Raw genomic sequence first — 23,551 nt, 5'->3', positions numbered from 1 at the left:
CCCCCGCCAATGCCGAGGCGGCGATTGCCAGTAGCGACAGGATGAAATCGGCTGGTATCGTTGTTTCCATTTAATTTTTGCCGGATTCTGTATGATCGGTGATTGTTTGTTTTTCCATGAATGTGTTTTTGTTCGCTGACGAGAGAGGGCTAAAGCGAGCCTGTTCCTGTGTCCCCCGTGACCTGGGGCGTTGCCTGCGGCAACCGGAACCGGCTTTGCCTGAACAGGGCGGGTGATTCCAATTCTTCTATGTATATTTCTGATAAATAGGTTTGTATGAGGTTGTCGTACTCCTTGCACACTTTCTGGAGGGGCTGCATCGTGCGTGTATTTTCGTATGTCCAGAAGGTGTGCGAGACTTCATGCATGCCTCCGTCCAGCCTGCAGATCAGGTCGTACAGCGTCGGGCGGTGGTTCGGGTTCCATTGGTAGAAGGTTCTTCCCGACTGGAATACGCAAATCAGGTAGTCCGTTTTGGCCGCCAGTTCCCGTAAAGTACGGCAATATATATAGGTGTCCGCATCGGGGCCCACACATGCAGCCTGCAATTCGCGGCCTTTCATCAGGGGAGTCCCTGCTTCCGACGCCTTGTGCAGTACGAGCAGTATCTTTACCGCCCACAGGATTCTTGCGGAAAACATCGAATGTAAATTATTATTAATCAGTGATTTGTATGTGTTTTTCGTGACCCATTATTACCAATAATGGGTCTCCTTTGGCGTATGTGCTTGGTTACCAGTCGGTAAATACGCTGTTTGGACACTTTCCCGAAGGCATGGCGGGGGCTGTCAGGACATTTTCGGTCTGTCCGGAATAAAAATAAAAATAAAACGATACAAGATTCTTGTTTACAGTATCTTACGCTGAGATATGCGTTTTTTCCTCCTGAAAAATTTGGTTATGAATATAATTAATTCTATTTTTGCAGGTGAATTGAAACGTCTATAATACAACTTATTACGATTTCGTGACCCATTATTGGTAATAATGGGTCTTGATTTTTTTTATTGCCTGTTTCCTTTCGTCCTAACCAAAAAATCCGGATATTATACGAAACCGTCTTTTACTGCAAGTCGATGATTTTTCGATTGGCTTTGTCGATGATGTTGTGGTCGAGTTGTGCGAGATAGATGCGCGTCGTCCGTTCGGACGTGTGTCCCATCCCGGCGCTGATCACCGTGAGCGGTGTGCCGCAATCACGGGCCAGAGTTGCCCATGAGTGTCGTGCGACATAGAATGTCAGCGGTTCCGGGATATTGAGCAGGACTCCGATTTTTCGGATAAATTTATTCAGCTCGCGCTGCTGCTGGCGGTAATTGTCATAGCTGTCGTCTTTTGCCAGTACGGGGAGTATATAGGGCGAAGCATTGCTATAACGGTCGATGATGTGCTGCAGCTGCGGCTCGATGCGCATCGAGAGCATCTGCCCCGTTTTGTGGCGTGCATAGGTCAATACGCCGTCATGGATGTCGCTGTTGCGCAGGGAGACCATATCTACGAACGACATGCCGCGGGTGAAGAAACTGAACATGAAGATGTCGCGTGCGAGGGAGTACTTGGGATGCAGCGCCGAGAGGTCGGCCGTGCATATCCGTTTGATGGTTTCGCGTGAGAGCGCCCGTTTGCGCGTTACGGTCTGCCTGACGGTCAGGTGGAAGAAGGGATTGGGGAACGAGGCCGGTATGAACCGTTTTTTCACGGAACGGTTGTAAACCGCCCTCAGGTTGCGCAGGTGGAACGTCACCGTGTTGGTTGTCACGCCCCGCGCCCGGAGCCAGCGTTCGTAACGCTCTACCCAGCGGGCCGAGAGGTGTTGCGACGTCAGGTGCTGGCCGTCGAGGAAACTCAGCAGCAGCCTGTATGACGACCGGTAGTTCGCAGCCGAGCCTTTGCGCCCGGCTTTCTCGTAGTCGGAGATGTGTTTCGAGAAACACGACATGAAGTCGAATTCATAATTACGGGTGCGTGTCATCCTGGCCGGGTATGGCCCGACAACCGGATGCCGCCCCGTAAAGGCGGAATCTGGCGAATACATAATCAAGTAAATTTAATAAGAAGAGTTGGTCACTGGGTGCAAAGATACAAAATTATAGCCAATTATCCGCATTTATGTCGATGATATTGTGTGCTTTAGTGGCCTTTGAAGCGTATTTGCAGGGACTGTCATTTATATATAATATACTGATAATGCAATATTTAATGCCCGGATTTGCCTCCGGATCCATCTCCTGTTTTATTTATCTGAAATTTAGCGGACTAAATGAAATATTCACCCCGGAAACCGGTTTCCGTCGCGGTCATGTCCGGCACGGTAACGGTTTATGATGATTATTCGCTTTCGGCCTCCCCTCCCCGCTTCCTGCCGGATACGAAAAAGCCGCTCCCCTGTCAGGAGCGGCCATGGAGGAGGTATGGGGGCTGCTGCCGTCAGCCGCACATATAGACGCATCCGTAAATCAGCCCTGCGGCGAGTGCGCCCAGTACGGGCCCCGTTACGGGTACCCAGCTGTAACCCCACCCGCTCGTGCCCTTCCCCCTGATGGGCAGGATGCTGTGGGCCACACGCGGAGGCAGGTCGCGCGCCGGGTTGATGGCATAGCCCGTCGTGCCGCCCAGCGACATGCCGATGGCCATGATGAGCATCGTCACGGGCAGGCTTCCGAGGCTTCCCATCCCGATTTCAGGGGTGTTCTGTTCGTTGCCGATGGCCAGGATCACGAACACCAGCAGGAACGTGCCGAGGAATTCGCAGAAGAGGTTGCGCGGCTTGTCCATGATCGCGGGCATGGTGCAGAATACGCCGAGCTTGGTCGCCGGGTCGTCCGTGGCGTCGAAGTGGTCTTTGTAATAGACATAGACCAGTACGGCCCCGCAGAAGCCGCCCAGCAGCTGTGCCGCGATGTACCCGGGCACGAACGCCCACGGGAACGACCCCGCCACGGCCAGCCCGACCGAGACCGCGGGGTTGAGATGTGCCCCCGAATAGGGGCCCGCGATCAGCACGCCGCACATCACGGCCAGGCCCCACGCGATTGTGATTACGGCCCATCCGCCGTTAAAACCTTTCGATTGTTTCAGTACCGTCGATGCGACGACCCCGTCGCCCAGCAGTACGAGCACCAGTGTCCCGATGAATTCGAACAGGCACTTGGTAAACAGTGTGATTTCCATAATCCCGGTATTTTAGTCTTTGCTGTTGCGCAGTACCCTGCGTACGGCGTCTTCCCACCCTGCGACGGCCTTCCCGATCTGCGAGCGGTCGGCCGTGGGTTCGAATACGTGCTCCGCCTGCCATTGCTGCCGGATTTCGTCGATGCTTCCCCAGTAGCCTACGGCCAGTCCGGCCAGGTAAGCCGCACCCAGCGCCGTGGTTTCCGTCACGCCCGGGCGTATGACGCGCGTGTCCAGCAGGTCGGACTGGAACTGCATCAGCAGGTTGTTGCGCGCCGCGCCGCCGTCGACCTTCAGCTCCCGGAGCGTGATGCCCGAGTCGCGCTGCATGGCGCCCACGATGTCCAGCGTCTGGTAGGCGATCCCCTCCAGCGCCGCGCGGGCGATATGCGCGGCCGTCGTGCCGCGGCTGATGCCGCTGATGGCTCCCCGGGCATACTGATCCCAGTACGGGGCTGCCAGCCCCGTGAGCGCCGGCACGAAATAGACGCCGTTGGTGTCGGGTACCGAAGCGGCCAGGGCTTCGACTTCGGACGACGAGCGGATGATCCCCAGCCCGTCGCGCAGCCACTGCACGACCGACCCGCCGACGAAGATGCTCCCTTCGAGCGCGTAGTCGACCTTGTCGCCGATCTTCCATGCGATGGTCGTCAGCAGGTTGTTCGACGATGTGATGGGCTTTTCCCCGCTGTTCATCAGCAGGAAGCACCCCGTGCCGTAGGTGTTTTTCACCGACCCGGGCTCGACGCACATCTGCCCGAACAGCGCTGCCTGCTGGTCGCCCGCGATGCCCGCGATGGGTACCTTGTGGGCGAAGATCGTGGTCTTCGTCGCGCCGTATACCTCGCTCGACGACTTCACCTGGGGCATCATCGAAGCGGGGATGCCGAACAGCCTCAGCAGCTCCTCGTCCCATTGCAGCGTATGGATGTTGAAGAGCATCGTGCGCGAGGCGTTGCTCACGTCCGTCACGTGCACCTCGCCGCGCGTGAGGCGCCAGATGAGCCACGAGTCGACCGTGCCGAACATCAGTTTGCCCTTCTCGGCCCGCTCTCTCGCCCCCGCCACGTTGTCCAGAATCCATTTGATCTTCGTGGCGCTGAAATAGGCGTCGACGATCAACCCCGTCCTTTCGCGGATGAATTCGGTCTGCCCCTCGGCCTTCAGCCGGTCACAGTACTCCGAGGTGCGGCGATCCTGCCAGACGATGGCGTTGTAGACCGGCTCTTCGGTCTCCGAATCCCACACGATCGTGGTCTCCCGCTGGTTGGTGATGCCGATGCCCGCGATGTTCAGGCCGTTGATGTCGATGGCCGCGATCGCCTCGGCGATCACCGAAGCCTGCGACGACCATATCTCGTGCGGGTTGTGTTCCACCCATCCCGGCTTGGGGAATATCTGCGTGAATTCCCGCTGTGCCATCGAGCATATCTGCCCTTTCCGGTCGAATACGATCGCACGGGAACTGCTCGTCCCCTGATCCAATGACAAAATGTACTGTTCCATATATTCGAGTTGTTATAGATGCGTCGTTGCCGCTTTTGTCCGCATTCCGTTCCCGTGCCGGGGACTACCCTGCGGCGGCCTTTACAAATCTATAAAAAATATCCGGGATTCGAAACGAAAGTGACAAGTTTTTTTTCGAAACCTTCCGTGGGGCGTTCCCTACCCTCCTCTCCCGTCCGCCTTCTTCTGTCGCCTTTTCCCGTACGCTTTCTCGTGTCGCCTTGCCGCCCTCTCCCGTCCGCCGTGTACCTAATATACATATATAATCCCCGCAAAACCCGGTGGCTTTGCGGGGAATTCCCCGGCGTTGCGGGAGGGCTCCCGGCCGGGGCGCTTGCTGGGCTATCCCTTCCGCAGCAGATGCTTCGACAGAAATTTGCGCACCGGTTCGTCGTACAGCCTCAGGCACAGCCATGCCAGGATTACCGAACCGAAGAAAAGTGCCAGGGCACCTGGCAGCGACTCCCGGAACGTGAGGTCGCCGTTCTTGACCCAGGCGTAGTAGAGGTATATGAAGGGATAGTGCACCATGTAGAGGGGATAGGATATGTCCCCCAGGAATTTGCACACCCGGGCGGTGACTTTGTCGGTGGTCTTGCCCGACGCCCCGAGAAAAACCAGCAGGGGGAAGGCGACGACGGCGCAGAATGTATCGTACAGTCCGTTCATCCACAAATTCTCACTGCCGCCGATGCGCGGAACCGACAGCAGGGCGACGACGCACAGGCCGCATATCCAGAAGGCGCCCCGGATATGCACGGGTTTGAATACGCGCGAGAGCAGTAGACCGGCCGAGAACGCGAACATCAGGCGCAGCGAACCGCCGATCATATTTTCTTCGGTCATGGCGAACCCGACGCAGATGTCGCCCAGCGGCCCCCAGACGGCGAATGCCGCCAGCCCGCACCCGGCCAGGAAAACCACGACGGAAAGTGCCCCGGTCGAAAGTTTGCGGATGAAGAAGGCGTACAGGATATTTCCGGCGTACTCGAAAAACAGCGACCAGCTCGGGCCGTTGAGCGGGTACATCTCGCCCAGCCCCCGGATTTCCGTGCCGGGGCTTGCCGGAATCAGGCAGGCGTTCATCAGCGTCGCCGCCAGCAGCATCGGCACCGTGACTTTGGTCACGTCCCAGACGGAGCAGCCCTGGAAATAGAACATGACGGCACCGATCACGGCACCGATCACGACCATGGGATGCAGGCGGATGAGCCTGCGCTTGAGGAACTCCGTGACCGTCATCTTTTTCCAGCGGTCGTCATAGGCGTACCCGATTACGAACCCCGAGAGTATGAAGAAGAAATCGACGGCCAGATAGCCGTGGTTGATCCTCTGATCCAGGTGGCTGGTCGCAAAGGCTTCGAAAATATGGAACCACACGACGGTCAGCGCCGCAATTCCGCGCAATCCGTCGAGTATGTCGTAATGCGGCTTCGTGTCCGCAAATGCCGCCGCCGAAATCGTTGACATCGGTTTGTGTTTAGTAGTTCGCGCCTGCCGAAACTCCCGGCAGACCGGGCAAAGATAATCAAATAATCGCTTCGGGCATAATCCACTGTCCCTGTCGCCGCCCTTGCCGCCCTTGCCGCCCTTGCCGCCTCTGTTGCCCTTGCCGCCCTTGCCGCCTCTGCCGCCTCTGTTGTACTTGCCGCCGCCAACGGACGGGTGGCAGCGAGGTTTTGCGGCATGTGGTTTCAGCCCCCGGCGGCACTCCCGCCCGTTGTCCCGGCAATAAAATCGACTTTTTATATAATAAATCCGACTCCGGCAACGCTATTGTATATGAGATAGAATAGATTAAAACAGAACGGATATGAAAAGGCTAATGATTTTAACCGTTGCAATCCTGCTTGCCGGTGCCGGTACGGGCTATGCCCAGTCGCAGGACGCGAATTCCAGGAAAATGGCCCGCAAGCAGATGAAGGCCGAACAGGACGCACGCGACCGGCTCGCTTTCGAGGAGGCCAGGAAGGCTATCGAGGCCAAGGAGTTCGTACTCGAAGCCGACCAGGTGAGCTTCAAGTCGGGTTCGACGGCGCAGGTTTCGTCCAATACCAATTTCGTCGCCGTGCAGGGCGACAAGGCCGTCGTGCAGGTGGCTTTCGACATCCCTGTGAGCGGCCCCAACGGCCTTGGCGGCGTAACGGTCTCGGGCAGCACCTCGGATTACAGGCAGAGCGTGGACAAGAAGGGGAACATCCGTGTGTCGATGAACGTCATCGGCACGGGGATTTCCGCACAGGTCTATATCAACCTTCCCAACGGGGGCAACCAGGCCAGCGTGGACATCTCGCCCAATTTCAACTCGCGGCGCATCACGCTGCGGGGCGAACTCCTGCCGCTCTCCGAGGGTAATATTTTCCAGGGCCGCACTTTCTGACAGGCCGACATTGCCTTGCCATTGAACGGGACTGCGTAACAAGTCCCCGATTTACGGCTTCACCCCCGTCCGAACATGCTGCGGACGGGGGGGGATTTTTGTTTTGGGCTACTCGCAGGACAGCCTCATGCTGTGCCGTGGCGCCGTGCACAAAAAAAGAGACCCCTTGAGGCCTCTTCTGAGCGGGAAACGGGGGTCGAACCCGCGACCCTCAGCTTGGGAAGCTGATGCTCTACCACTGAGCTACTCCCGCATTTCGGAGTACAAATATACTCCGCTTTTTTTTATTTTTCAAGTTTTCCGGGTATCAAATTCACATCAATCGACAATTTTTTTCAGCGATGCCAGGTTTTTCGGATTTTTCAGGTCGCGCCCCTCGGGTGTATAGAGGTATTCCAGCCTGTCGCGGAAGTGTTCTTCGACCTTGTTGCGTACGACCTTCATCGTGCTGTTTACCAATCCGTTTTGTTCGGTGAAAGGCTCGTCTACGATCGCCAGCCCCGCCGGCAGCCACCGTTCGGGGAACTCCCCGCCGAAGATGCCGCCCGCACGGTAACGGTCTATTTCGCCGCCGAGGATCGCCGCCGCGGTCTCCGCCCGTTTTTCGGCCGCTACCCCGCGGCTGTCCAGTTCGCGCCGCAAGGCCTCGCGGTTCGGCACGACGATGGCGCCCGTAAACGGGCTCTGGTTGTTGTGTACGATGATCTGGTCGATGTAGGGCGACTTGTCCACGATCGCCTCTTCCATGCCTTCGGGACTGTATTTCTCGCCGTCGCTGGCGATCAGCAGGCTCTTGAAACGCCCCAGCACATAGAGGAAATCGTCTTCCGAGACATACCCCATGTCGCCCGTGTGCAGCCATCCGTTGCGCAGGGTGTCGGCCGTCGCCTCGGGGTTTTTCCAGTATCCGGCCATGACGTTCTCGCCGCGGATCACGATCTCGCCTTTCTGTCCGCGGGGAAGCTCCCGTCCCGTTTCGTCGACGATCTTCAGGTCGAGCGGGATCAGTATCTTGCCCGACGACCCGAACCGGTGCCAGTGGTACTTGGGCGAGTTGGTCGAGATGACGGGTGTCGCTTCCGAGAGGCCGTAACCCTGGAACATCGGGATACCGATGGCGTAGTAGAACCGCTGCAGCTCCGCGTCGAGCAGCGCGCCGCCGCCCACGAAGAACCTGAGGCTCCCGCCGAACGCTTCCCGCACCTTGCGGAACAGCGCCGCGTCGAAGAGTTTTACCAGCGGCCAGAGCACTATGCGCCAGCCGTGTCCCTTGCTGTACCCGTCCCTGTTGTAGACATAGGCCGTGCGGAGCGCGAAATTGAAGAGCCGTTCCGTGAAACGCCCCTTGGCGCGGATCGAAGACTCTATGTTCTTGCGGAAATTCTTGGCCAGCGCCGGCACCGACAGCAGGAAATGCGGCCGCACCTCGCGGATGTTCTGCGGGATGTTCTTCAGCGTTTCCATCGGCGTGGCGCCCACCTGCACGGTTGCGACCGTCGCCCCGCATGCGATCATGATATAAAACCCCACGACATGCGCGAAGCAGTGGTCCAGCGGCAGGATGATGAGCGTCCGGTAGTATGGCGGGATGTCGATGCGCGAGAGCGACTGTTCGACGTTGGCCGTATAGTTGCGGTGCGTCAGCACGACGCCTTTCGGGTCGGCCGTGGTGCCCGACGTGTAGGTGATCGTCGCGTAGTCGTCGTTGCGGATCGAACGGCCGATTGCGAGGAACTCCTCCCTGTTTGCCGCCAGGTAGTCGCGGCCCATGCGCCGGAGCGTCCCGAGCGCCGTCTCGCCTGCTTCGAGCGGAATATGCCCGATGACGATGATATGCTCCACCTGCGGCAGCTCCGCGCGTATGCGCCGGATCTTGGAGAGCTGGTATTTCGATACGAACAGCGCCCTGACTTCGGCATGGCGCATACGGAACAGCAGGTCGTTCGACTCTTCGAGTTTCACCGACAGCGGCACGCTGACCGCCCCGGCATAGAAGACGCCCAGTTCCGAAGTGATCCATGCATTGCACCCCTCCGAGAGTATCGCCACTTTGTCCCCGGGGCGTATGCCCGCCGCGGCCAGCCCCGCGCCGATCTCGAGCGCCTGCTCCTTGGTCTCGGCGTAGGTCGTGGGTTCGAATGCCCTGTGTTTTTTCTCCAGCACGAATGTCTTTGCCCCGTACTTTACGACGGAGTCCTCGAAAAGGTCGATGATGGTCTTCTTCATGGTCTGTTCCCGGTTAATCCATTTTCAATACGGCGAGGAATGCCGACTGCGGCACCTCCACGTTGCCTATCTGGCGCATGCGTTTCTTGCCTTTCTTCTGTTTTTCGAGCAGCTTGCGCTTGCGTGATATGTCGCCGCCGTAACACTTGGCCGTCACGTCCTTGCGCACGGCCTTCACCGTTTCGCGGGCGATGATCTTGGCGCCGATCGCGGCCTGTATGGCGATGTCGAACTGCTGGCGCGGGATCAGCTCCTTGAGTTTCTCGCACATTTTGCGTCCGAAATCATAGGCATGGTCGGTATAGGTCAGCGACGAGAGCGCGTCGACCGGCTCGCCGTTGAGCAGGATGTCCAGCTTGACGAGCTTCGAAGGCTGGTAGCCCGTGCGGTGGTAGTCGAACGAGGCATAGCCTTTCGAAATGCTTTTGAGCTTGTCGTAGAAGTCGAAAACAATCTCCGAGAGGGGCATGTCGAAATTCACCTCCACGCGATCCTGCGTGATGAAGGTCTGGTTCTTCATCACGCCGCGCTTGTCGATGCAGAGCTTGATGACGTTGCCCAGGAATTCCGCCTTGGTGATGATCTGCGCCAGGATATAGGGTTCCTCGATTTTGGCGATCTTCGTCACCTCGGGCAGCCCCGAGGGGTTGTGCACCTCCACCACGTCGCCCTGCGTCGTGGTGATGCGGTACGAGACGTTGGGCACGGTGGTGATTACGTCCATGTCGAACTCGCGGTAGAGCCGCTCCTGGATGATCTCCATGTGCAGCAGTCCGAGGAACCCGCAGCGGAACCCGAAGCCGAGCGCCAGCGAGCTTTCGGGCTCGAACGTCAGCGAGGCGTCGTTGAGCTGCAGTTTTTCGAGCGAGGCGCGCAGATCTTCGTACTGGTCGGCCTCCACGGGGTAGACGCCCGCGAAGACCATCGGCTTCACGTCCTCGAAGCCCGCGATGGCTTCCTTTGCCGGGGCGGTCACCGAGGTGATCGTGTCGCCCACCTTGACGTCCGACGAGGTCTTGATGCCCGAGCAGATATACCCCACGTCGCCCGCCCTGATCTCCGTGCGGGGCTGCATCTTGAGTTTCAGCACGCCCACCTCGTCGGCGTCGTACTGGCTGCCCGTATTGAAGAACTTCACGTGGTCGCCCTTGCGGAGCGTGCCGTTGAATACGCGGTAATAGGCGATGATGCCGCGGAAGGGGTTGAACACCGAGTCGAAGATCAGCGCCTGCAACGGGGCGTTCTCGTCGCCCTGCGGCGCCGGTATGCGCCCCACGATGGCCTCCAGCACCTCTTCCACGCCGAGCCCCGTCTTGCCCGAGGCCAGCAGGATATCCTCGTCCTTGCAGCCGATCAGGTCGATCACCTGGTCTTTCACCTCGTCGATCATGGCCGAATCCATATCGATCTTGTTCAGCACGGGGATGATTTCCAGGTCGTGCCCCACGGCCAGGTAGAGGTTCGATATGGTCTGCGCCTGAATGCCCTGCGTGGCGTCGACGACCAACAACGCGCCTTCGCACGAGGCGATGGCGCGCGACACTTCGTACGAGAAGTCAACGTGTCCCGGGGTGTCGATCAGGTTGAGCGTATATTGCTGCCCGTCGCGGGCGGTGTATTCCATCTGTATCGCGTGGCTCTTGATCGTAATGCCCTTTTCGCGTTCGAGATCCATGTCGTCGAGCACCTGCGCCTGCATTTCGCGCTGATTCAGGGTGTTGGTTTTTTCGAGCAGGCGGTCTGCCAGCGTGCTCTTGCCGTGGTCGATGTGGGCTATGATGCAGAAGTTGCGGATGTTTTTCATAAATCGCATAAAAATGTGTGCAAATATACGAAATATTTTGGATTTACGGAAGGTGCGGTCGCCCTCGGGCCGCAAATGCGCCGGAGCGGAATTTTTCCTATCTTTGCGGTCTCAAATACCGTTTCCGCACATGAATGCCGTTTTGAAATACGCTTCGCTCGTTAAGTTCGCCCATACGGTCTTCGCCATGCCCTTTGCCATGGTGGGCTTCGTCTACGGGCTCCGTTACGCCCCGCTGCACAATCCCCGCTGGCCGTACATCGTCCTCGTGCAGGTCATCCTGTGCATGGTCTTCGCCCGCAATGCCGCCATGGGTTTCAACCGCTGGGCCGACCGCCGCATCGACGCCGAGAACCCGCGTACGGCCGGGCGCGAAATACCCGCAGGCAAAATCCCGGCGCGGCATGCGCTGTGGTTCGTGGCCGTCAATGCCCTGCTGTTCGTGGCCACCGCCGCGACGATCAACCGCCTTGCGGCCATCCTGTCGCCCGTGGCGTTGTCCGTCATCCTCGTTTACAGCTATTGCAAGCGCTTCACGCCGCTGGCGCACCTCGTGCTGGGGCTTTCGCTCGGCATCGCCCCCGTCGGGGCTTTTATCGCCGCGGCCGGGCACGTCGTCTTCGACGGGCACGTGGTCGTCGAACCGTTCATCCTCGCCCTGCTGGTGACGACCTGGTGCGGGGGTTTCGACATCATCTACGCGTTGCAGGACGCCGAATTCGACCGTCGGCACGGCCTGCATTCCATCCCCGCGTGTTTTTCGGCGCGTTCGGCGCTGGGCGTCAGCTGCGGCCTGCATGCGGTGAGCATTGCCGCCCTCGGCTGGTTCATGACCTACTGCCCCGGTTCGGTGTGGCTTTGGCTCGGGGCGGGTGTTTTCACGGGGCTGCTGGTGCTCGAACACCTGCTCGTCACGCCCGTGCGGCAGCGCAATATCGGCATCGCCTTCGGGACGCTCAACGGCCTGGCGAGCCTCTCGCTCGCTGCGGGCGTGATCGTGGATTTGCTCAAATAAACCAAATCGCTTATATTTGCAACTTCAACAGGTTAAAAGTTAGGTAAAATGCTAAGCAGACAAATTGCACAAAAGCTCCGGGGCTACGAAACCCCCTTCTATCTTTATGATACGGCGTTGCTGCGCCAGACCCTCGAAAGCGTCGTCTACGAGTCGAAAAAATACGGTTACAAGGTGCACTACGCCATCAAGGCCAACTACGACGACCACCTGTTGGCGATCATCCGCGAATACGGGCTGGGTATCGACTGTGCCAGCGGCAACGAGCTCCGCAAGGCCATCGAGGCGGGCTTCGACCCCAAGGGCATCGTCTATGCGGGTGTGGGCAAGCGCGACAAGGAGCTGCGCTACGCCATCGAGCAGGATATCCTGGCCATCAACTGCGAGTCGATCGAGGAGCTGGAGCTGGTCGATGCCCTGGCCGGGGAGGCCGGGCGCGTGGCCGACGTGGCACTGCGCATCAACCCCGACATTGACCCCAAGACCAACCACTGCATCGATACGGGGCAGGCTGACAGTAAGTTCGGCATTTCATATGAAGAGGTACTCGAGCACGCCAAGGAGATCCGCGCGCTCAAGTATATCAATATAATAGGCCTGCATCTGCATATCGGGTCGCAGATCCGCGAGCTGCACGTCTTCGAGAACATGTGCAACAAAGTCAACGTCATCGTCGAGAACCTCGAAAAGCTGGGGTGTTCGTTCCGTTTCGTCGACGTGGGCGGCGGCCTGGGCGTCAACTACGACGTGCCCGAGAACGAACCGATCCCCAATTTCGCTTCGCTGTTCTCGATCGTGCACAACCACCTCTCGGTCGGCGACCGCGAAGTGCATTTCGAATTCGGCCGCTCGATCGTCGCCGAATGCGGCGAGCTGATTACGAAGGTGCTCTTCAACAAGACCACCGCCACGGGCCGCAAGCTGGTGATCGTCGATGCCTCGATGACCGAGCTGATCCGTCCGGCGCTCTACGGCTCGTACCACAACATCGAGAACATCACCTCCGAAGACGAGGCGCGCGACAAATATACCATCGTGGGCACGGCCTGCGAATCGACCGACGTGTTCGACGAGAACGTCACCCTGCGCAAGACCCGCCGCGGCGACCTGCTTACGATCAAGTCGGCCGGAGCCTACGGCATGTCGATGGCTTCGCGTTACAACCTCCACGACCTGCCCGGCGCCGTTTACAGCGACGAGATTCAATAATCGGTTTTTCCCGATACCGGAACCGTTGGAAGGACATTCCCCCGAATCGCCATTTGAAAACGGTGGTGGTTCAGGGGAATTCTCCGTTCGGATAACATCGCAGGCGCCGTAATGCAAACCCTGCGGGTTGCCGACCTTGCCGACCCCTAATCCCATGACCCTCATTTCCGCCGAACTTACATTATGTGGCTGACCCTTGCATTCACATCCGCCGCGCTGCTGGGTTTCTACGACGTGGCCAAGAAAAAGTCGCTCACCGGCAATGCCGTACTGCCTGTGCTCCTGCTCAACACCCTCTTTTCGTCACTCGTCTTCCTTCCGGCGCTCCTCTCGGCCGAATGCGGACTCGGGTGGTTCGAAGGTACGGTGCTGGAGGCGTCGCCCGGTACGCTCCATGCCCATGGGCTGGTGGTGCTCAAATCCGTCATCGTCCTTACGTCCTGGATCTTCGGCTATTTCGGCATGAAGCACCTTCCCATCACCATCGTGGGGCCGATCAATGCCACGCGCCCCGTCATGGTGCTCGTCGGGGCCATGCTCGTCTTCGGCGAGCGGCTGAACGCCTGCCAGTGGACCGGCGTCCTACTGGCACTCGTGTCGCTCTTCATGCTGAGCCGTTCGAGCCGCCGCGAAGGGGTCGACTTCGCGCACAACGTCTGGATACTCTGCATCGCCCTGGCCGCCGTCATGGGTGCCGTCAGCGGGCTGTACGACAAATATATCATGGCGCGCCTCGACCCGGTCTTCGTGCAAAGCTGGTACAACCTTTACCAGTTCTTCATGATGGCCGTCCTGACCGCCGCGGTATGGTGGCCGAAGCGGCACGCCTCCACGCCTTTCCACTGGAGCTGGGCCATCCCGCTGATCTCGGTATTCTTGTCGCTGGCCGACTTCGCCTACCTCATGGCCCTGCGCGATCCCGACGCCATGATCTCCGTCGTGTCGATGGTGCGCCGCGGCTCGGTCGTGGTTTCGTTCGCCTGCGGCGCCCTGCTCTTCCGCGAACGGAATCTGCGCGCCAAGGCCGTCGATCTCATCCTCATCCTGGTCGGCATGGTCTTCTTGTGGCTCGGGTCGCGGTAGCCTGCGTTTCGGGTGCGGATGTGCGCCGTTTTTAGCGGCTCCCGATCCCCGTCGGCAACACTGTTTCCCGGCACGGACGGCTCGGGAAATGAAAAAGGATGCCCGCCCGAAGGCCGGCATCCTTTTCGGTCGCGGATGGTTCCACCCGTCAGATGATCTTGCTTAACTGGCTGACCGTCTTTGCGATCTCGTCGTCGCCCGGCACGTAGTCCCGCAGCGCCCCGGCCAGGTACTGCTCGTAGGCGTAGAGGTCGATCACGCCGTTGCCCGAGAGGTTGAACAGGATCGTCCGCGGCGTTCCCTCCTCCTTGGCCTGCAACGCCTCGCGAATTGCCGCCGCGATGGCGTGGGTCGACTCGGGCGCCGGGATGATCCCCTCGGTCTTGGCGAAGAGGATGCCGGCCGCGAGGGTCTCGGTCTGCGGCAGCGACCGGGCCTCGACCAGTCCGTCCTTCAACAGCTGGCTCACGATCGAACCCGCCCCGTGGTAGCGCAGGCCGCCCGCATGGATGTCCGACGGTTGGAAATCATGCCCGAGCGTATACATCGGCAGCAGCGGCGTGAACCCGGCCACATCCCCGAAATCGTACTGGAACGTGCCGCGCGTGAGTTTCGGGCAGCTCGACGGCTCGACGGCCACGATGCGGATATTCCTGCCTTCGACAAGGTTCCTGCGCAGGAACGGGAAGCCCAGTCCTGCGAAATTGCTGCCGCCGCCGAAGCAGCCGATCACCACGTCCGGCTCGGCGCCGGCCATCTCCATCTGTGCGACCGCCTCCTGCCCGATGACGGTCTGGTGCAGGATCACGTGGTTCAGCACGCTGCCCAGGCAGTAGCGGGTGTCCTCCGGGTGTTGCAGAGCCATCTCCACGGCCTCCGAGATCGCCAGCCCGAGGCTTCCCGAGCAGTCGGGGTCGCGTTCGAGCGCTGCGCGGCCCGAGGCGGTGATTGTGCTGGGCGACGCGATGCACTCGGCGCCCCACGTGTTCATCATCAGCCGCCGGTAGGGTTTCTGTTCGTAGCTGACCTTCACCATGAAAACCTGCACGTCGAGCCCGAAATGCTTGGCTGCGAAGGCGATGGCCGCGCCCCACTGCCCGGCGCCCGTTTCGGTCGTCAGGTGGCGTATGCCCTGCTTGTAGTTGTAGTAGGCCTGCGGCACGGCGGTGTTGGGCTTGTGCGATCCGGCGGGCGATACGCTTTCGTTCTTGAAATAGATCTTTGCCGGGGTGCCGAGGGCTTTTTCCAGTCCCGTGGCGCGCACCAGCGGCGAAGGCCGCCATATCTTGTAGATCTCCTGCACCTCTTCGGGGATGTCGATGAAACGCTCCGTCGACATCTCCTGGTCGATCAGTTCTTCGGCGAAGATGGCGCTCATCTGCTCCTTCGTCACGGGCTGCTTGGTCGCGGGATGCAGCGGCGGCAGCGGTTTGTTGGGCATGTCGGCCACGATGTTGTACCATTGTGTGGGCATCTGACGCTCGGTCAGGCAGAATTTCTTTGTTTCCATGTTTTTTTTGTCTATTTCTGTGTTCGGTAAAATGTGATGCAAAAGAAAAAGCCCGTTGTTTACTCTCTCGTAAACAACGGGCTTGTGTGTTCGTTATGCTTTCAACTATACACGCACTGAGCCGCACTCATTGTCCACGAGAGTCAACGAGCGCCACCACCATGCCTGTATGTTAAAGTTCCGGATCATAAATTCCTGTTTCGTTTTGGCAAATATAACGGGTCGCAACCGTAAAACCAAATTTTTCGCCATAAATTTTCGACACCTAAATATATGAGTTATTCCGCATTCGGGCGTGTCCTGCGGGAAACCGGGGCGGGGCAGTCCTCCCTGCAGTCCCCTGCCCTGCCCCGCCGCTGCGGCTCCCGTGCCCTTGCCCGGCGACGCTCAGGGAAGCCCCGCGGCCGAGCGCCGGATGCAGTCCTCCGGGCCGTATGCCGCGAAGTGCATGGTGCCGGCCTCGGCGGCGGATAATTTTTTACCGGCTGTGGGTTTCATGCGTTTATCCGGTCGGAATTAACAATTTTTCACTATCTTTGTTCGATTTTAGCTAATTCTCAAATTCAACGATATGAATATTTCGTATAACTGGCTCAAACGCTACATCGACACCGATCTCGGGGCCGAAGAGGTCGCCCGGATACTGACCGACATCGGACTCGAGGTCGAGGGCTTCGAGAAGATCGAGACCATCAAGGGCGGCCTTGCGGGCGTGGTGGTGGGCGAGGTGCTCACCTGCGAGGAGCATCCCGATTCCGACCACCTGCATGTCACCACGGTCGACGTCGGCACGGGCGAACCGCTGCAGATCGTCTGCGGCGCCCCCAACTGCCGCGCGGGGCTGAAAGTGCTTTGCGCGACGGTGGGCACGGTGCTCTACCCCGGCGGCGGCGACGAGGAATTCAAGATCAAGCGCAGCAAGATCCGCGGCGTGGAATCGCTCGGCATGCTTTGTGCCGAGGACGAACTGGGCATCGGAGCCTCGCACGACGGGATCATGGAGCTTCCCGCCGATGCCGTGGCGGGTACGACGGCCAGGGACTACCTCCGCATCGAGGACGACTACCTGATCGAGGTGGGGCTCACGCCCAACCGTGTGGATGCCGCGTCGCACATCGGCGTGGCGCGCGACCTGGCGGCCTATCTGCGCAGCCGGGGGGAAGATGTTTCGGTGAAGATGCCCGACGTGTCGGCTTTCGCCCCGGACAACCACGACCTCGGCGTGAAAATCCGCGTCGAGAACCACGAGGCGGCGCCCCGCTATGCGGGCGTGACCGTGAAAAACTGCAAGATAGCCCCCTCGCCCGAGTGGATGCAGAACTGCCTGCGTGCCGCGGGCATCAACCCCAAGAACAACCTGGTGGACATCACCAATTTCGTGCTTTTCGAACTGGGACAACCTCTGCACGCGTTCGACGCGGCGAAGATCGAGGGCCGCGAGGTCGTCGTGCGCACCTGCGCCGAAGGTACGCCCTTCGTGACTTTGGACGGCGTGGAGCGCAAGCTCACGGCGGACGACCTGATGATCTGCTCGGCCGAGCGTCCGATGTGCATCGCCGGCGTCTTCGGCGGCCTGGATTCGGGCATCAGCGACACCACGACCGACGTGTTCATCGAGAGCGCCTATTTCAACCCCGTGTGGGTGCGCAAAACCGCCAAGCGCTTCGGCCTGAACACCGATTCGTCGTTCCGTTTCGAGCGCGGTGTCGATCCCAATATGCAGGTCTATGCCGCCAAGCGTGCCGCCCTGCTGATGAAGGAGCTGGCCGGGGGCGAGATTTCGAGCGACATCACCGACATCTACCCCGCGCCGATCGAAGATTTCCGCTTCGACGTCTCGTTCGCCCGCATCGACGCGCTGATCGGCAAGCATATCCCCGAAGAGACCGTCCGTGCGATCCTGGCGGCGCTCGAAGTGAAGGTGCTGGACGAGAAGGACGGCGTGCTGAGCGTGGCCGTGCCGCCCTACCGGGTCGACGTGCAGCGCGAGGCCGACCTCATCGAGGACATCCTGCGCATTTACGGCTACAACAACGTCGAAATACCCTCGCGCGTCCGTTCGACGCTTTCCTATGCGCCCAAACCCGACCGCAACCGCCTGATGAACCTCGCCGCCGACTACCTATCGGCCAACGGCTTTACGGAGATCATGTCCAACTCGCTGACCAGGGCGGCCTATTACGAAGGGTTGGAGAGCTACCGGGCGGAAAACTGCGTGCGTATCCTCAACCCGCTGAGCGCCGACCTCAGCGTCATGCGCCAGACGCTGCTGTTCAACATGCTGGAAGCCGTGCAGCTCAACGCCAACCGCCGCAACGGCGACCTGAAACTCTACGAGTTCGGCAACTGCTATTTCTACGACGAGGCCAAACGTGCGGACGAAAACCCCCTGGCAGCCTATTCCGAAGAGTACCGCCTGGCCATCGCCGTGACGGGCATCGCCGTGCCCGCTTCGTGGAACGTGCAGCCGCAGGCCGCATCGTTCTTCACGCTGCGCGCCGTGGCCGAAAAACTGCTGCGCCGCTTCGGCATCGACATCTATGCGCTCAAGACCGAAACGCTGCAAAGCGACCTCTTCGGCGAGGCGCTCACGATGGCGCTCAACGGCAGGGAGCTGTTGCAGATCGGTACGGTCAGCCGGAATATCCGCCGCAAACTCGACGTCAAACAGGATGTCTTCTATCTGGAGATGAACTTCGAGGCGCTTGTCAAATCGACCAAAAAGCACCGGATCGTGGCCGAGGAGCTGTCGAAGTTCCCCGAGGTGAAGCGCGACCTGGCGCTGCTCGTGGACAAGCAGGTGACCTTCTCGGCGCTGCGCGACGTGGCGTTCGCTACGGAGCGCAAGTTACTCAAGAGCGTTTCGCTGTTCGACGTCTACGAGGGCGACAAGCTGCCCGAAGGCAAGAAATCCTATGCCCTGAGCTTTATCCTCGAGGACAAGACCCGCACGTTGGACGAAAAGGCCATCGAACGGGCCATGCAGAACCTCACGGCGCAGTTCGAGCGCCAGTGCGGCGCCCATGTCCGTGCATGACCCGTCGTGACGGATAAGAACCGAAGCCGCCTGCCAGTTTTCTGACGGGCGGCTTTTTTCCTGAAATGATTTTTCCTGAAACGATGCATCGGACTTCCCGCATATTGGCCCTGACTACCCTGCTTTTTGCCGCAGGCGCCGCCCTGTTCTTCACCAAGGCGGCGGCTCTTCCGTACAAGGTGGCCTATCCGGTGCTTTTGCTGGCTGTGGCGGTTTTCTGCCTCCGGCGGAAAACGTTGCTTCCGGTCGGGGCTGCACTCCTCTTGTCTGCCCTGGGCGATGCGGCGGGTGCGAAGGGTCTGTTCATTCCGCAGATGCTGTTTTTCGCGCTGGCCCACGGTGCCTATATCCGCTATTTCCTCTGCGCCGGGGGACTTCCTGCCCGTCCTGCCGCATGGCTGCTTCCCGCGGCGTTGCTCGCGTTGCTCTTCGCCGGGGTCGTGCCCCGGGTCTTGGATCCGGCCGAACGGATCGGCGTCGCCGTTTACGGTGCGGTCATCGCCGGGATGCTTTACAGCGTGCTCCGGTATCGCGGGGCGTATGCCGCATGGTTCCGCTTCGCGGCCCTGCTGTTCGTTTTTTCCGACGGCGTGATAGCCTGGAGCCGTTTCATCGGGGCCGTTCCCGGGCGCACCTACGTCGTGATGGTTCCCTACTACCTGGCGCAGTGCCTGTTCTTCTGCTTTGCCGTAAAATCGCTTCCCGCCCTCCCGTCTGAGGGCCGATCCGTGTGAAGATTGCTTCCGCCCGTGCCGTCCGTCCGCCGATGGCCCGAAGGCATCCTGCTCGCAACCTTTTCATCCATGTGCCGCAGTCCTGCCGCGCCGATGCGCCGTTGCTGGCCGGAGCAGGCCGCCGTTACAGCACCGGCTTGATCTGCGGCGGCTGGATCGTCACATAGGGCGTGCCGTTGTCGTCGCAGGTCGAGACGATCCGCACGGCTTTCACCGCGCGCCCCGGCTTCAGGGTGATGCTTCCCTTTTCGAGGTCGCCCGCCCGCTCATACGTCGCACCGTCGTACGACACCTCGGCATAACCTGTGGTTATGATGGTCTTCGGCAGCTGGCGGTTTCCGGTCTGGAGGTACATTTCGCGGCATTTCACCGGCTGCTCGAAGGTGTAGAGCACCCAGTCCTGCTGCCGGCAGGCGCGCGCTGTCCGCGAAAGCCCCTTGTAACCCGCGGCATTGGCAAGGGGGAACTGCCTGCTCTCGCCCATCGAGGTGGTGATGGCCACGGCGGGTGCGAGCGTGCGGTAGTAGGATTTGTCGGCGACATAGGGGCTGCGCCCCGTTTTGTAGCGGGTGAAGAAGCGGTACAGGTGCGGTTTGCCGGTCTTGACGGGACGGGTATAACGGTGTTCTTCGGGCGCGTCGCCTTCCGTGTAGTATATCTCCGACCCGTCGTCGGCCGTCACGGTGAATGCGCCATCCTTATAGCTCACTTTCGGCGGGAAGAGCCGGAAACGGATGCCCATGGCTGCCATGCGGTCGTAATGCTTCTCCACGAGCCCTTTGTAATAGGCGTCCCAGCCTTCGCCGTTGCCGCGCCACGCGATGCGGGCGAGTGCGCAGATACGCGGGAAACACATGTAGTCGAGGTAGTCGGGCTTCTCGGGCTCGTGCGAGACGTAGGCTTCGCTGAAGAACGCCGCCTGCAACCCGACGACGTTGCGCATCTGCTCCGGGCTGAACCCCTTGTCCGTGAAGTCGAACCCGAAGACCTTTTTCGCGTCGAAGATCGCCGCCCAGTCGTGCCCGTCCTCGTGCGGGGTCTGGCGCATGTCGAAATAGAAATATTCGCCCGGCATCACTACGGTCTCGTATCCCTTGGCCGTGGCGTCGAGGCATGCCTTGACGCTCTGCCAGCCGTAGACGCGGCTGTCGTGCGCCAGGTCGCCCGTCGCCACCGCTTCGTTCCACACGGCGGGGCGTTTGCCGTTGGCGCTGAGGATCGCCGCCATGCGTTGCATGAAGAGGTCTTCCAGTTGGTGCGGGTCTGCCATGCCCCGCTGCCGCATCAGCGCCTGGCAGTCGGGGCAGCGCTTCCATTGGGTCATGTCGACCTCGTCGCCGCCCACGTGGATGTATTCCGAGGGGAACAGCGCGCAGAGTTCGCCCAGGATGTCCGCGAGCAGCGCGTAGTTCTCCTCGCGTGCCACGCACCATGCCGAACGGTAGTCGTAGCCGTTGGTCGACAGCGTGTCGGGCGGGTAATTGCAGCGGATTTCAGGGTGTACCGAGGCGATGTTGCGGCTGTGCCCGGGCAGGTCGATCTCGGGGATAATTTCGATGTTGCGCACGGCGGCATAGCGGATCAGCCCGCGCATTTCGTCCTGTGTGTAGAAGCCGCCGTATTTCTCGTCCCATTTCCCGTAGACGGGGCGTACGGGCGAGTCACCGCCGCGGAAGCCGCCGATTTCGGTCAGCTCGGGGTGTGACCTGATCTCGATCCGCCACCCTTCGTCGTCCGACAGGTGGAGGTGTAATTTATTGATCCCGTGGTAGGAAAGCAGGTCTATGTAACGCTTTACTCCATCCACTCCGATCCAAGTGCGGGCCACGTCCAGCATCATGCCCCGGTACGCGAAGCGCGGGGCGTCGTCGATCCGCGTGCAGGCGACTTCGACGGGCAGCGGGCACGCCTTGGCGTAGACCTCGGGCGGCAACAGCCGCAGCAGCGCCTGGATGCCGTTGAAGACGCCGCCGTAGTCGCCTCCCGTGATCTCGATCCGCTGCGGCTTCACGGCCAGCGTGTAGGCCTCGCGGCCGAGCGTCGGGTCTGTCGTGAGCACGATCGCATCGTCGGCCGACATACTGTCGCTGGCCTTTCCGACGTTGATATATTCGCGCAGGTAGTCGGCCAGCGGCGCGAGCGGCGTCTCGTAGCTGAGCTGCGTGCCGACCGATATGCGGTATGTGCCGGGAAGGGTCGTCTGGCGCGCCGGAAGCGGCTGCGCATGGGCGTGAAGGAGGCTACAAAGGGCGCCCAGGATGGACGCGAGGTAGCGTAGTTTCATGAGGTTGCGGAATTTTGTTCGATGCAAAGTTACTATTTTCCGCCGAATGTGCTAACTTTGCAGGGGATAAATTGCGGCCGTGCAGGCTGCATGCTGCTGCGGCCGGGCGACCCGGCGCCTCGGGCAGTTTGCGCCCTGCATGACGGCGGAAAAAACAAACCGGATAATGGAAGATAAACGATTGGAGGCTACGGCCCGCCTGCTCGACGTGATGACCACGCTGCGCCGCGAGTGCCCGTGGGATCGCGAGCAGACGTTCGACTCGTTGCGGAGCAATACGATCGAGGAGACGTATGAACTGGCCGATGCCATCACCGACCACAATATGGAGGGGATCAAGGAGGAGCTGGGCGACCTGCTGCTGCATGTGGTGTTCTACTCCAAGCTGGGTGAGGAAGCCGGGGCGTTCGACTATGCGGATGTGGCCAACGCCTTGTGCGACAAACTGGTATACCGCCATCCGCACGTTTACGGCGACATTCATGCCAATACGCCCGACCAGGTGAAGGAGAATTGGGAGGCACTCAAGCTCCGCAAAAAGAACCGCAAGAGCGGTACGCTGGGCGGCGTTCCCCGCTCGCTGCCGGCGCTGGTCAAGGCATTCCGCGTAGGCGAGAAGGCCGCGGCGACGGGCTTCGACTGGCAGAAGCGCGAGGATGTGTGGGACAAGGTGAAGGAGGAGACCGCCGAAGTCGAGGCCGAGATGCGCTCGGGCGACAAGGCGAACCTCGAAGCCGAGTTCGGCGACTTGTTCTTTGCGCTGGTCAACGCTGCGCGGCTCTACGGCGTCGATCCCGAATCTGCGTTGGAGCGTACGAACAAGAAGTTCATCCGCCGCTTCAATTACATGGAGGAACAGGCTGCCGCACAAGGGAATTCGCTGCACGACCTTTCGCTCGGCGAGATGGAGGCCCTGTGGCAGGAAGCCAAAAAAGGCGAATAAAAGATTGCCTTCCGGCAGCGCTTTCCATGTCCGGGGCACCACCGTACGGTGGCGGGTCATGCAGGGAAATATACATGTGAAACTAAGAAATTTTATTACGGAATTATGGCATTGATTAAAGAAGTGCGGGGGCGCACCCCCGTGATCGGAGAAAATACGTTCCTGGCCGAGACGGCCGTCATCCTGGGCGACGTGACCATCGGCCGCGACTGCTCCATCTGGTACAACGCCGTGCTGCGCGGCGACGTGAACAAAATCGTCATCGGCGACCGTACGAACATCCAGGACGGCGTCGTGCTACATACGATTTACGACAAGGCCAAACACCCGTCGCAGACCATCATCGGCAACGACGTGTCGGTCGGCCACAACGCCATCGTCCACGGCGCTGTCATCGGCGACAACTGCCTGATCGGCATGGGCGCTACCCTGCTCGACAACGCCGTTATCCCTTCGGGCTGCATCATCGCGGCCAACGCGCTGGTGCTGTCGAACGCCAAGCTGGAACCCAATTCGGTCTATGCGGGTGTCCCGGCCAAGAAGGTCAAGGAGGTGACGCCCGAGCAGCGCGAGGAGATCATCCGCCGCACGGCGCACGATTACATGCTCTACGCCTCGTGGTTCAAGGAGGATGAATGACCCCGTCGGG

Annotated in this window: 17 protein-coding genes and 1 tRNA gene; 8 read left to right on the top strand and 10 right to left on the bottom strand. The window is 60.1% G+C overall.

Going from position 1 to position 23,551, the window contains the following annotated elements; all coding sequences use genetic code 11:
- Positions 1–149: 149 nt before the first annotated feature.
- The 5 genes from QVP03_RS11950 to QVP03_RS11930 all read right to left on the bottom strand — a co-directional run bounded on the left by QVP03_RS11950 (position 150) and on the right by QVP03_RS11930 (position 6,147).
- The gene (locus QVP03_RS11950) at positions 150–641 is read right to left on the bottom strand and encodes a hypothetical protein (protein ID WP_022333642.1); all 492 of its coding nucleotides are present in this window, start codon (positions 639–641) and stop codon (positions 150–152) included.
- 422 nt (positions 642–1,063) lie between these two features.
- Entirely contained in the window at positions 1,064–1,972 is a 909-nt protein-coding gene (locus QVP03_RS11945) for a tyrosine-type recombinase/integrase (protein ID WP_288210804.1), read from the bottom strand.
- A 455-nt stretch (positions 1,973–2,427) separates the two neighbouring features.
- A complete protein-coding gene (locus tag QVP03_RS11940) occupies positions 2,428–3,171 on the bottom strand; it encodes an MIP/aquaporin family protein (protein WP_022333639.1) in 744 nt (247 codons plus the stop codon).
- Between the two features lie 12 nt (positions 3,172–3,183).
- Positions 3,184–4,677 (bottom strand): glycerol kinase GlpK, encoded by a 1,494-nt coding sequence (gene glpK / locus QVP03_RS11935; protein ID WP_022333638.1) that lies wholly within the window; start codon positions 4,675–4,677, stop codon positions 3,184–3,186.
- Positions 4,678–5,019: 342 nt separating this feature from the next.
- Positions 5,020–6,147 carry an acyltransferase family protein gene (locus QVP03_RS11930; RefSeq protein ID WP_022333637.1) on the bottom strand — a complete coding sequence of 376 codons (1,128 nt, stop codon included), beginning with the start codon at positions 6,145–6,147 and terminating at the stop codon, positions 5,020–5,022.
- A gap of 343 nt (positions 6,148–6,490) precedes the next feature.
- On the opposite strand from QVP03_RS11930, the gene QVP03_RS11925 reads away from it, so the two are divergent.
- A complete protein-coding gene (locus QVP03_RS11925; RefSeq protein WP_022333636.1) occupies positions 6,491–7,057 on the top strand; it encodes a DUF4251 domain-containing protein in 567 nt (188 codons plus the stop codon).
- 181 nt (positions 7,058–7,238) lie between these two features.
- Here QVP03_RS11925 and QVP03_RS11920 read toward each other — a convergent pair.
- The 3 genes from QVP03_RS11920 to lepA all read right to left on the bottom strand — a co-directional run bounded on the left by QVP03_RS11920 (position 7,239) and on the right by lepA (position 11,087).
- A tRNA-Gly gene (locus tag QVP03_RS11920) sits at positions 7,239–7,310 on the bottom strand.
- Positions 7,311–7,375: 65 nt separating this feature from the next.
- A complete protein-coding gene (locus QVP03_RS11915; protein ID WP_022333635.1) occupies positions 7,376–9,283 on the bottom strand; it encodes an AMP-dependent synthetase/ligase in 1,908 nt (635 codons plus the stop codon).
- Between the two features lie 13 nt (positions 9,284–9,296).
- Entirely contained in the window at positions 9,297–11,087 is a 1,791-nt protein-coding gene (gene lepA, locus QVP03_RS11910) for a translation elongation factor 4 (RefSeq protein ID WP_022333634.1), read from the bottom strand.
- A gap of 130 nt (positions 11,088–11,217) precedes the next feature.
- Here lepA and QVP03_RS11905 point away from each other — a divergent pair, with 130 nt between their 5' ends.
- The 3 genes from QVP03_RS11905 (at position 11,218) to QVP03_RS11895 (ending at position 14,394) form a co-directional block, all read left to right on the top strand.
- A complete protein-coding gene (locus QVP03_RS11905) occupies positions 11,218–12,102 on the top strand; it encodes a UbiA-like polyprenyltransferase (RefSeq protein WP_022333633.1) in 885 nt (294 codons plus the stop codon).
- Positions 12,103–12,150: 48 nt separating this feature from the next.
- Positions 12,151–13,311 (top strand): diaminopimelate decarboxylase, encoded by a 1,161-nt coding sequence (gene lysA / locus QVP03_RS11900; protein ID WP_022333632.1) that lies wholly within the window; start codon positions 12,151–12,153, stop codon positions 13,309–13,311.
- A 183-nt stretch (positions 13,312–13,494) separates the two neighbouring features.
- Positions 13,495–14,394, top strand: coding sequence for a DMT family transporter (locus tag QVP03_RS11895; protein WP_022333631.1), 900 nt, complete (start codon positions 13,495–13,497; stop codon positions 14,392–14,394).
- A 148-nt stretch (positions 14,395–14,542) separates the two neighbouring features.
- Here QVP03_RS11895 and QVP03_RS11890 read toward each other — a convergent pair whose 3' ends face one another.
- Complete coding sequence (locus tag QVP03_RS11890; RefSeq protein WP_022333630.1) at positions 14,543–15,904, bottom strand: TrpB-like pyridoxal phosphate-dependent enzyme; 1,362 nt, start codon at positions 15,902–15,904, stop codon at positions 14,543–14,545.
- Between the two features lie 571 nt (positions 15,905–16,475).
- On the opposite strand from QVP03_RS11890, the gene pheT reads away from it, so the two are divergent.
- Both pheT and QVP03_RS11880 read left to right on the top strand, forming a co-directional pair.
- Complete coding sequence (pheT, locus tag QVP03_RS11885; protein ID WP_022333628.1) at positions 16,476–18,941, top strand: phenylalanine--tRNA ligase subunit beta; 2,466 nt, start codon at positions 16,476–16,478, stop codon at positions 18,939–18,941.
- Between the two features lie 83 nt (positions 18,942–19,024).
- Complete coding sequence (locus QVP03_RS11880) at positions 19,025–19,675, top strand: lysoplasmalogenase family protein (RefSeq protein WP_022333627.1); 651 nt, start codon at positions 19,025–19,027, stop codon at positions 19,673–19,675.
- Between the two features lie 124 nt (positions 19,676–19,799).
- Here the strand turns inward: QVP03_RS11880 and QVP03_RS11875 are convergent, their stop codons facing one another.
- The gene (locus QVP03_RS11875) at positions 19,800–21,959 is read right to left on the bottom strand and encodes a beta-N-acetylhexosaminidase (protein WP_022333626.1); all 2,160 of its coding nucleotides are present in this window, start codon (positions 21,957–21,959) and stop codon (positions 19,800–19,802) included.
- Between the two features lie 166 nt (positions 21,960–22,125).
- Between QVP03_RS11875 and mazG the strand changes: the two genes are divergently transcribed.
- On the top strand, positions 22,126–22,902 hold the full coding sequence (gene mazG, locus QVP03_RS11870) for a nucleoside triphosphate pyrophosphohydrolase (protein WP_022333625.1): 777 nt from the start codon (positions 22,126–22,128) through the stop codon (positions 22,900–22,902).
- Between the two features lie 105 nt (positions 22,903–23,007).
- Complete coding sequence (locus QVP03_RS11865; protein ID WP_022333624.1) at positions 23,008–23,541, top strand: gamma carbonic anhydrase family protein; 534 nt, start codon at positions 23,008–23,010, stop codon at positions 23,539–23,541.
- The last annotated feature ends 10 nt before the right edge of the window (positions 23,542–23,551 follow it).

It is taken from the genome of Alistipes sp. CAG:29 (genome assembly GCF_000435435.1).
In the GTDB taxonomy this organism is placed as follows: domain Bacteria; phylum Bacteroidota; class Bacteroidia; order Bacteroidales; family Rikenellaceae; genus Alistipes; species Alistipes onderdonkii.
The sequence above is the reverse complement of the archived record's forward strand: the minus strand, read 5'-3'. Positions and strand labels throughout refer to the sequence as shown.